The organism is Caulobacter sp. P4_E5 (assembly GCF_056401555.1).
In genome coordinates this window covers 1-10308 of the sequence record NZ_JBFUJD010000129.1, presented here as the reverse complement: position 1 = coordinate 10308, position 10308 = coordinate 1, and the positions used below count along the sequence as shown (strand labels likewise).

The window sequence follows — 10308 nt, the reverse complement described above, 5'->3', positions numbered from 1 at the left end:
TTTCACGGGTGAGGAGGAAACCCTCCTCCCCTGCGGAGCGGGGGAGGTGGATCGCCGCGAATACGCGGCGAGACGGAGGGGGCGCTCGGCTCCCGTCTCTCCCCCCACGCGGACGTTTTCGTCCGTCATGCAAACGCCTCCCCCAAGTCCGCCGGCCTGCCGGACCATCGTCAGATGACCGAGCGGCGAGCGGTGAAATTGACAACGCTGTCCTACGTTGTCATCTTTGTTTTATCCGGACGTCGGGAATCCGGTTGACCGTGGTCTGACCAGCTTAAGAGGCCAGGCCGCGGGTGGGGAGGTCACCAGGTCGAGATTAGACGTGCGAAACCGCGCAAGCGGCGGTCGCGTCTACCTAAAATGGTAACGTTCCCATTCCTTATGGCTAGACGAAACAGGCGTTCGTGACAACGCTTGACGACCAGTGGTCAGTCATGTGATCTGACAACAATGGTCACGGTAACATGATCAATGGTAGCGCTAACGGCGCTGCCGAAAACGAGAACCTGGGGAGGGGACTACAATGGGCACGGCCAATCGGCCGTCCGCGGCTCGCGGACGCAATTCTATCACCAACACTCTGAAATACGGCGCTTCGGTGCTGGTGCTGGGCGCACTGGCCATCGGCGCGCCGGCCATGGCTCAGACCGCGGCCAAGTCCGACGCGGCGACGGTCGACGAGGTCGTCGTCACCAGCATCAAGCAAAGCCTGAAGAGCAGCCAGCAGCTGAAGCAGTCGTCCGAGATCATCGGTGACTCGATCACCGCCGAAGACATCGGCGCCCTGCCGGACCGCTCGGTCACCGAAGCGCTGTCGCGCGTGCCGGGCGTGGCCATCAACCGTTTCGCCGCCGGCGTCGACCCCGACCACTTCTCGGTCGAAGGCTCGGGCGTGGTCGTCCGCGGCCTGAACTTCGTCCGCTCGGAACTGAACGGCCGCGACACCTTCACCGCCAATAACGGCCGCATCCTCAGCTTCGCCGATGTTCCGTCCGAGCTGATGGGCGGCGTCGACGTGTTCAAGAGCCCCTCGGCCGACCTGATCGAGGGCGGCATCTCGGGCACGGTGAACCTGCGCACGCGCCTGCCGTTCGACAGCAAGAAGCGCATCCTGTCGCTGTCGATCGAGAACAGCTACGGCGACCTGTCGAAGAAGTGGCAGCCGACCTATTCGGTCCTGTTCAGCAACCGTTACGACACCGCGATCGGTGAAGTCGGCGTGCTGGCCAGCTTCGTGAACTCCAAGCTGTCGACCCGCAGCGACGCCATCCAGATCTCGAATTTCGGCTGCCGCACCAATCTGGGCGTCGCCGTCGCCACCTGCCCGACGGGCAAGGGCGTGTGGTTCCCGCGCGGCGCGGCGTTCCGCTCCACCGAAAGCGACCGTTCGCGCGAAGGCCGCGCCGCGGCGGTGCAGTGGAAGAGCAACGACGGCGCCATGCAGGCCGCGTTCCAATATCTGCGCTCGGAATCGACCACCAAGTGGACCGAGCACGCGATCGAAATCGCCACCGACAACGTCGCCGGCAACGGTGACTCGCGTCCGGCGGCCGGCACCAGCTTCACCTTCGACGACCGCGGGATCTTCACCAACGGCGTGATCACCGGCACCACCGGCTGGCGCGCCGACCAGAACGGCGCCGATCCGCGCACGCCGATCGACGGCCTGCAGTCGAACAACGTCCGTCGCGACGAAGACAACACCAACATCACCTCGGACTACGGCTTCAACTTCAAGTGGACGCCGAACGAGCACTGGGGCTTCCTGTTCGACGCCCAGCACGTCGATTCCAAGGTCAACGGGATCAGCATGGGCCTGTGGGGTTCGACGTTCCAGAACGCCGCCATCACCCTGCACGGCAACGACCTGCCGGACGTGAAGTTCACCGCGCCGTCCAACGGCACGACGGTGTCGAACTGCGCCCCGTTCAACAACAACTGCCCGTCGTACGCCCGGGGTACGCACAGCAGCCTGAGCGACCCGTACAACAACTTCTGGCGCTCGGCGATGGACCACATCGAGCAATCGGAAGGCACCGAGGACGCGGTCAAGTTCGACGTCGAATACAAGTTCAACAACGACACCTGGTTCGACTCCGTCAAGGCCGGCGTGCGCTGGTCGGAGCGCGACCAGACCACCCGCTTCTCGACCTACAACTGGGGCGTGCTCTCGGAAATCTGGGGCAGCGGCGGCCCGGTCTGGTTCGACGACCAGATCAACGGCAACCCCAACACCGCGGGCGGCGAAACCAGCAAGCGGGTGACCGAGACCTTCGCCTTCGACAACTTCCTGCGCGGCAAGACCGGCGTGCCGACCGGCTCGGACCCGCGCCTGTTCTTCTCGCAGAACGTGGTCGACAACTATGGGGCCGTGTCGCAGTTCGCGATGTCGGTCGGCGACGAGTGGCGTGACCGCCTGGCGGGCAGCTGCCCGCAGAACTGGGTCCCGCTGGCGCAGCGCTGCGGCGTCAACGCCGGCACGCCGTTCCGTCCGCAGGAAATCAACCCGGTCAACGAGAAGACCAAGTCCGCCTATCTGATGGCGCGATTCAAGGGTGACCTGAACGACCTGCGCGTCAGCGGCAATATCGGCCTGCGCTATACCAAGACCGACCGCGTGGCGAGCGGCTTCCTGGCGTTCCCGATCGCGACCGGCCTGTCGACCGACCAGGCCTGTAATGACGCCTTCATCCAATGGCAGGCCTTGCCCGAGCCGAAGGCGCCCTTCGCCCCCTCGTCGTTCTGCGGGCTCACGCCGGCGGTTCGCGCCGCCGCGCGGAACTGGCAGAACGGCGCCACGACGCCGAGCACCGCCAAGGCCTCGTTCGAGTACTGGCTGCCCAGCTTCAACCTGAAGGTCATGGCCCCGCACGGCGTGCAGTATCGTTTCGGCCTGTCCAAGACGATCACCCCGCCGGACATCGGCCTGACCCGCAACTACTACAATCTGTCGCTGAACACGAACAACGACGGCATCATCAACGGGTCGCCGTCGGGCAATGTCCCGGTCGGCAATCCCTATCTGAAGCCGACCCAATCCAAGAACATCGACGCTTCGGTGGAATGGTACTTCGCCCCGGTCGGCTCGCTGACCGTCGCGGCCTTCTACAAGCAACTGACGGACGTCAACTTCAACTCGATCACCCGCATCCCGTTCACCAATAATGGCGCGACCTTCGACGTCGTGGTGACCCAGCCGGGCAACTCCAGCAAAAAGTCCACAGTCAAGGGCTTCGAGGTCGGCTACCAGCAGTTCTACGACTTCCTGCCCAAGCCGTTCGACGGCCTCGGCATCAACGCCAACTACAGCTACATCGAAAGCAAGGGCGTGCCGCAAAGCACGCTGTCGGCGACCGATCCCGACGTGGCCGCCGGCCGCATCACCACGGTCGACACCAGCAAGCTGCCGCTGCAGGGCCTGTCCAAGCACAACGCCAACTTCGCGGTCATCTACGAGAAGGGCAAGATCTCGGCGCGCCTGGCCTACAACTGGCGCTCGGACTTCCTGCTGACCGTCCGCGACGTGATCATCCCCTACGCGCCGATCATGAACGAGGCGACCGGCCAGCTGGACGGCTCGCTGTTCTACACGGTCAACGACAAGGTGAAGGTCGGCGTGCAGGGCGTGAACCTGCTGAACGAAACCACCCGGACGACGCAGGTCCTGAACGACGACCTGCTGAAGACCGGCCGCTCGTGGTTCATGGCCGACCGCCGCTACACGGTGGTGCTGCGCGCCAGCTTCTAAGGTCTGGGATCGCCGGTCCGGGCTTTGCGCCCGGGCCGGCGGCTCCGGATGGGTTTCGTCCTACCGCCTCCGGTCTCCGGAGTTCGGAACGGCGAGACCCGGTACTCCTGCCAATCTTGGCGCGCACCGTTCCTCCAAGACGGTGCGCGTTTTCTTGGAGCCCGAGTATGCGTCCCTCCCGCAGAGATCTCCTGGCCCTGGGCGCGGCGGCGACCTTCGCCACACCGGCGTTCGCCGCCGAAGGCCCCGCCCTGCGCGACCTGGCCAAGGCCAAGGGCCTCTATTTCGGCAGCGCCGTCGGGGCCGGGCCGAAGGGCGCCCTGACCGGCTCGTTCGAGGATCCCAGGTACCGCGAGATCCTGGCCCGCGAGTGCGGCGTGCTGGTGCCCGAGAACGAGCTCAAATGGTACGTGGTCCGCGCCAAGGGGCCGGACAGCTTCGACTTCGAGCGCGCCGACCGCATCGCCGAGTTCGCCAAGGCCAACGGCCAGGCCCTGCGCGGCCACACCCTGCTGTGGCACCACCCGCAGTGGTTCCCGGCCTGGGTGAAGACCTACGACTTCGGCCCCCGCCCCGCCGAGGCGGCCGCCAAGATGGTCACCGAGCACATCCAGACCCTGTGCAAGCACTACCCGCAGATGATCTCGTGGGACGTGGTCAACGAGACGGTCGATCCCAAGGACGGTTCGATCCGGAACACGGTCTTCTCCGACGCCATGGGCAAGGAGCCGGTGCTGGACCTGGCCTTCCACGTCGCCCGCGAGGCGGCCCCCAAGGCCCGGCTGGTCTATAACGACTATATGAGCCAGGAGGTCGGCAACGCGCAGCATCGGGCCGGGGTGCTGAAGCTGCTGGAAGGCTTCAAGAAGCGCGGCACGCCGGTCGACGCCCTGGGCGTCCAGAGCCACATCGGGGCCGAGAACGCCGACAGCTTCACGGGCTTCGGCAAGCCGCAGACCAAGGAATGGACCGCGTTCCTCGATGAGGTCACCGGCATGGGCTATGACCTGCTGGTCACCGAGTTCGACGTCCACGACAAGGGCCTGCCCGCCGCCTTCGGCCCGCGCGACGCCGAGGTCGCCGCCTACGCCAAGGCCTTCCTCGACCAGATGCTCAGCTACCGCCAGACCAAGGAGGTGCTGGCCTGGGGCATGGTCGACAAATATTCGTGGCTGCAGAACCAGTGGCTGCGCCAGGACAAGGCCCCCAAGCGCCCGACCCTGTACGACGACCACTACAAGCCCAAGCCGCTGCGCGAAGCGGTGGCGGCGGCGCTGAAGGCGGCGCCGGCGCGGTAAGACAAGTGAACGCCCCCTCCGTCGCGACGCGTATCCGCGTCGCGCCACCTCCCCCGTTTCACGGGTGAGGAGGGGAGGGCGTCATCCTCCCTCGTGCAACGGGGGAGGTGGATCGCCGCGAATACGCGGCGAGACGGAGGGGGCGCTCAACGCGGCCCAAGGGAGATGCGTATGATCAGACTGACCTTGGCCCTGGCGCTTCTGGCGACCACAGCCCCCCTGGCCGCGAACGCCGCCCCCCAAACCGCCGCCTTCAGCAACTTCGTCTACCAGGGCAGCGACCCCTCGGACGCGGTCAAGGTCGCCCCCGGCCAGTACCGCAACCCGATCCTGCAGGGCTTCCATCCCGACCCGTCGATCACCCGGGTGGGCAAGGACTACTACCTGGTCAACTCGACCTTCGCCTGGTTCCCGGGCCTGCCGATCTTCCACTCGACCGACCTGGTCCACTGGACCCAGATCGGCAACGCCCTGGACCGGCCGGGCATGCTGGACTTCAAGCGTCTGGGCCTGTCGCGGGCCGTGTTCGCGCCGGCGATCGATCACCACGACGGCCTGTTCTACATCCTCAACACCTGCGTCGACTGCGGCGGCAATTTTCTGATCACCGCCAAGGATCCGAAGGGRCCGTGGTCAGACCCGGTGTGGCTGCCGGAGGTGGGCGGCATCGACGCCTCGATCTTCTTCGACGAGGGCGGGGAGGGGGGCGGCCGCGCCTGGATCGTCAACAACGACAACCCGCCCGGGCCGGCCGAGTACAGCGGCCACCGCGCCATCTGGATCCAGGAATACGACCAGAAGACCCGCAAGACGATCGGCCCGCGCACCGTGCTGCTGGACAAGGGCGTCAACCCGGCCGCCAAGCCGATCTGGCCCGAAGGCCCGCACATCCTGAAGAAGGACGGCTGGTACTATCTGGTCGCCGCCGAGGGCGGCACGGCCGAGGGCCACAGCCAGGTGGTGCTGCGCGCCAAGGCGGTCACCGGGCCATACGTTCCGTATAAGGACAATCCGATCCTGACCCAGCGCGGCTTGCCCAAGGACCGGCCGCTGCCGATCACTTCGGCCGGCCACGCCGACCTGGTCGATACGCCGGACGGAAAATGGTGGGCGACCTTCCTGGCCGTGCGGCCCTATGGCGACGACCTCTACAACACCGGCCGCGAGACCTTCCTACTGCCGGTCGAATGGAAGGACGGCTGGCCGGTCATCCTGGAGAACGGCAAGACCATTCCCTATGCGGCGGCCGCGCCGAAGCTGCCCGCCGCCAAGGGCGAGCCGAATTCGGGACCGTTCAAGGTGGCCGAGACCTTCGCCGGGCCGGAGCTGCCGAAAAGCTGGATGACCATGCGCATCCCGACCTCGCGCTGGTGGTCGGTCAAGGGCGGGACGCTCAGCCTCCAGGCGCGCGCGGCCAAGATCGGCGACAACGACCAGCCCTCGATGTGGGCCCGCCGCCAGCAGCACATGAACGCCAGCGTCTCGACCACGGTGCGCTTCGCGCCCAAGGCCGACGGCGACAAGGCCGGGCTGGTGGCCGTGCAGAACGACGACTTCTACTGGTTCGTGGGCCTGGTCCGGGCCGGCGGCAAGACCCTGGTCCGGGTCGAGAAGCGGACAGGCAAGGGCGATCCGGTGGACGGCGTGGCGGTGGCCGAAAAGCCGATTTCCCTCAAATCCGGCCAAGGGCTGAATTTGAAGATCACCGCCAAGGCCGGGACCCTGGACTTCGCCTACGGGACCGCGCCCGGCAAGTGGGAGACGCTGAAGGCCGGCGCCGACGGGACCACGCTGAGCACCAAGGTCGCCGGCGGTTTCGTCGGGACCATGCTGGGCGTGTATGCGCACGGGGCGGAGAAGTGAACGCCCCCTCCGTCTCGCCGCGTATTCGCGGCGATCCACCTCCCCCGTTTCACGGGTGAGGAGGGTGCGGCTTTCCTCCTCCCCTGCGTAGCGGGGGAGGTGGCGCGCTGCGGATACGCAGCGTGACGGAGGGGGCGTCCCCCAAATTTCGCCGCGAAGTTCGGCTCAAGGATCGCTACGGTGCCGCCACCGGAATCGAACCTCGAAAGACCCCATGCGCTTCTTCGCTCCTCTCGTCCTCGCCGCCGTCCTGACCGCCGGCGCCGCCCACGCCCAGGTGCAACCGTCGGCCCCGCCGCAGCTGAACGCCGGCCCCTCGGCCGGCGCCCTGGCCGGCAAGGCCTTCCTGGAGAAGAACGCCAAGGCTCCGGGCGTGGTCACCCTGCCGTCGGGCTTGCAGTACAAGGTCGTGACCGCCGGCGCGAAGGACGCCCCGTCGCCCAAGCTCGGCGACATCATCAAGGTCCATTACGAGGGCAAGCTCTTGAACGGCACGGTGTTCGACTCGAGCTTCGCGCGCGGCAAGCCGGCGATCATGCCGGCCGACGGCCTGATCCCGGGCTGGCTGGAAGCCCTGCCGAAGATGAAGGTCGGCGACGAGTGGACGCTCTACATCCCGTCCGACCTGGCCTACGGCTCGCGCGACATGGGCGAGATCCCGCCGGACAGCACGCTGGTGTTCCGGTTGCAGCTGCTGGGGATGCTGGCGGTCGATTAGGGACGGCTACTTGCCCCCTCCGGGCCTTCGGCCCTCCTCCCCCGGAGGGGGAAGAAGGATCGCGGCGTCTTCTTCCCCCTCCGGGGGAGGAGCGCGAAGCGCGGAGGGGGCAAGTGACCGGGTCTATACCTTCCGGCTCTTCATCAGCGGCTGGATCCTCTCCCCGAAGTCCTCCACCCCCTTCACGAAGTCATCAAACGTCAGCAGCACGCCGGCCGTGCCGGGCACCGCGGCGATCTCGTCCATCATCCGGGCGATGCTTTCATAGCTGCCGACCAAGGTGCCCATGTTCAGGTTGACCGCCGATTCCGGCGCGGCCAGCTGGGTGGTGTTGGTGGTGGCGCCAGCCTTGGCGTTCGGGGCCGCTTGGTTGGTCAGCCAGGCCAGGGCCTCCTGGTCGGCGCCGGCCCGGTAGGACTGCCACTTGGCCATGGCCTTCTCGTCGGTCTCGTCGGCGATGATCATGAACAGCAGGAACGACTGCACGTCGCGGCCGGTCTTCTCGGCCGCCGCTTCCAGCCGCTTGTTGACCCCGGCGAAGGCGGTCGGGGTGTTGACGCCCTTGCCCAGGGCGAAGCTGTAGTCGGCATATTGGGCCGTGAAGGCCAGGCCCTCGTCGGACGAGCCGGCGCAGATCAGCTTGGTCTCCTTGGGGTGCGGGCTGACCCGGCAGTCGTCCATGGTGAAGTACTTGCCCTTGAAGTCCGAAACCCCGGTCTCCAGCAGCTCCTTCAGCACGGTCGTGTATTCGGCCAGGTAGTTGTAGCGGTCGGTATAATGCTCCTCGCCCGGCCACAGGCCCATCTGCGAGTACTCGGCCTTTTGCCAGCCGGTCACCAGGTTGATGCCGAAGCGGCCCGGCGCGATCGAGTCGATGGTCGAGGCCATGCGGGCGACGATGGCCGGCGGGATGGTCAGGGTGGCGACGGTGGCGAAGATCTTGATCTTCGAGGTCACGGCCGCCAGGCCCGACATCAGGGTGAAGCTCTCGAGGTTGTGCTCCCAGAACTGGGTCTTGCCGCCAAACCCGCGCAGCTTGATCATCGAGAGCGCGAAGTCGAAGCCGTACTTCTCGGCCTTCTGGGTGATCTCCTTGTTCAGCTCGAAGCTGGGCATGTATTGCGGCGAGGTCTCGGAGATGAGCCAGCCGTTGTTGCCGATGGGAATGAAGACGCCGACCTGCATGGGATTATTGCCCCCTCGTTGAATTGGAGATGCTCCCCCGCGATGCGGGGGAGCTGTCGCGGAGCGACTGAGGGGGCAAGCTGGACGCATGCCGCGTTAGCCCCCTCCGGCCCTCTGGGCCACCTCCCCCGCGTCGCGGGGGAGGAGCGGGAAGAAGAAGAGGCATGCTCAAACCCCCTCCAGAAACTTCACCAGACCTTCGTTGAAGGTCTCGGGATCGGTGACCGTGAAGCCGTGGCCGCCCCAGGGGACGACCTGCAGGTCCGCGTTCGGCAGCCTTCCGGCCATGCGCTGCGAGCACGACACCGGCACCAGCATGTCGTCGGCGCTGGCGCTGATCAGCACCCGGTGGGTGATGTCCTCCAGCCTCGTGTCGACGTCGAAGGCCAGCAGGGCAGCAATGCGGGCCAGCACTGCCTCGCGCGGCGGGAAGCCGGCCACGTGGTGGGCCTCCTCGGCCATCAGCCGGTCGTGGTTCCGCGAGATCCAGTCGGCCGGATAGAGGAAGATCGGCTGGGCGTGGACGTAAGCGCCGGGCCCGCTGTCGTTCAGCAGGCAGATGCGGGTGTCGAAGCAGCGCTTGATGTGCGGATCGGGCCGCGACCAGCCGTTGACCACCACCAGCTTGCCCAGCCGGTCGGGATGCGACAACGCCAGGGCCAGGCCGGCATTGCCGCCCGCCGCGTGGCCGACCACGTGGGCCTTCTGGAGACCGAGCGCGTCCATGACCTTGACCATGTCGTCGGCCATGTTCTGGACGGCATAGGGAGACGGCAGTTCGCGCACGCTGCGGCCCGTGCCGCGGTGGTCGTACAGCACCACCGGCCAGCGCTCGAGCAGGGCCGCCATCTGCGGGGCCCAGAAGGCGCCCGAGCCGCCCAGGCCCGACGACAGCAAGACGACCTCGCGGCCGGCCACGGGACCGCCGTGCAGTTCGTAGTGGATGCCGTCGACGGTCCCGGAGGTCATGGCGCTACTTCTTGCCGACGTGGGCGACGCTGGCGATCTCGACCACGAAGCCGGGCTTCACCAGGCCGCACTGGATGCAGTAGCGGGCCGGCTTGTCGCCGGGGAAGTACTCGGCATAGACCTTGTTGATCGTCTGGTAGTAGCTCCAGTCGGTCAGGAAGATGTGGTTCATGGTGATGTCTTCCATGGTCCCGCCGGCGGTCTCGATCACCGACTTGATGGTCTCCAGCACCTGCCGCGTCTGGGCCTCGGCGTCGTCGGGGAAGGCGACGTTGTTGTCCTTGTCGAAGGCCAGGGTGCCCGAGACATAGACCACGCCGTCGGCCATGGTCCCGGGCGAGAACGGCGCGATCGGCGTGCCCGTGCCGGGCGGGGTGATGACGGTCTTGGGCATCTTGGTTTCCTTCATCCGATCCTAAAGCGTGTCATCCCGGCCGCAGCGAAGCGGAGAGCCGGGACCCAGGGGCCGCCGCATCGCGCTTGGCCCCTGGGTCCCGGGTCGGCCTACGGCCGCCCGGGATGACACG

The 10308-nt window shown here is 66.7% G+C and carries 6 protein-coding genes and 3 pseudogenes; 5 read left to right on the top strand and 4 right to left on the bottom strand.

Annotated elements, in window-relative coordinates:
* Positions 1 to 523 precede the first annotated feature (523 nt).
* From AC1DSO_RS23940 to AC1DSO_RS23930, 3 genes and pseudogenes are all read left to right on the top strand, one after another.
* Positions 524 to 3748 carry a TonB-dependent receptor gene (locus AC1DSO_RS23940; RefSeq protein ID WP_477071190.1) on the top strand — a complete coding sequence of 1075 codons (3225 nt, stop codon included), beginning with the start codon at positions 524 to 526 and terminating at the stop codon, positions 3746 to 3748.
* A 150-nt stretch (positions 3749 to 3898) separates the two neighbouring features.
* Positions 3899 to 5046 (top strand): annotated as a pseudogene (locus AC1DSO_RS23935) (glycoside hydrolase family 10 protein); the annotation flags it as partial.
* A gap of 171 nt (positions 5047 to 5217) precedes the next feature.
* Positions 5218 to 6909, top strand: a complete 1692-nt coding sequence (locus tag AC1DSO_RS23930) for a glycoside hydrolase family 43 protein (RefSeq protein WP_477071189.1) — start codon at positions 5218 to 5220, stop codon at positions 6907 to 6909.
* A gap of 66 nt (positions 6910 to 6975) precedes the next feature.
* On the opposite strand, the pseudogene AC1DSO_RS23925 reads toward AC1DSO_RS23930, so the two are convergent.
* A pseudogene (locus tag AC1DSO_RS23925) lies at positions 6976 to 7050 on the bottom strand (hypothetical protein); the annotation flags it as partial.
* A gap of 73 nt (positions 7051 to 7123) precedes the next feature.
* On the opposite strand from AC1DSO_RS23925, the gene AC1DSO_RS23920 reads away from it, so the two are divergent.
* On the top strand, positions 7124 to 7627 hold the full coding sequence (locus AC1DSO_RS23920) for an FKBP-type peptidyl-prolyl cis-trans isomerase (RefSeq protein ID WP_477071188.1): 504 nt from the start codon (positions 7124 to 7126) through the stop codon (positions 7625 to 7627).
* A 123-nt stretch (positions 7628 to 7750) separates the two neighbouring features.
* Here AC1DSO_RS23920 and rutA read toward each other — a convergent pair whose 3' ends face one another.
* The 3 genes from rutA to rutC all read right to left on the bottom strand — a co-directional run bounded on the left by rutA (position 7751) and on the right by rutC (position 10175).
* Entirely contained in the window at positions 7751 to 8812 is a 1062-nt protein-coding gene (rutA, locus tag AC1DSO_RS23915) for a pyrimidine utilization protein A (protein WP_477071187.1), read from the bottom strand.
* A gap of 168 nt (positions 8813 to 8980) precedes the next feature.
* Complete coding sequence (gene rutD / locus AC1DSO_RS23910) at positions 8981 to 9781, bottom strand: pyrimidine utilization protein D (RefSeq protein ID WP_477071186.1); 801 nt, start codon at positions 9779 to 9781, stop codon at positions 8981 to 8983.
* Positions 9782 to 9785: 4 nt separating this feature from the next.
* Positions 9786 to 10175 carry a pyrimidine utilization protein C gene (gene rutC, locus AC1DSO_RS23905; protein ID WP_477071185.1) on the bottom strand — a complete coding sequence of 130 codons (390 nt, stop codon included), beginning with the start codon at positions 10173 to 10175 and terminating at the stop codon, positions 9786 to 9788.
* Positions 10176 to 10201: 26 nt separating this feature from the next.
* On the opposite strand from rutC, the pseudogene AC1DSO_RS23900 reads away from it, so the two are divergent.
* Positions 10202 to 10308 (top strand): annotated as a pseudogene (locus AC1DSO_RS23900) (hypothetical protein); the annotation flags it as partial.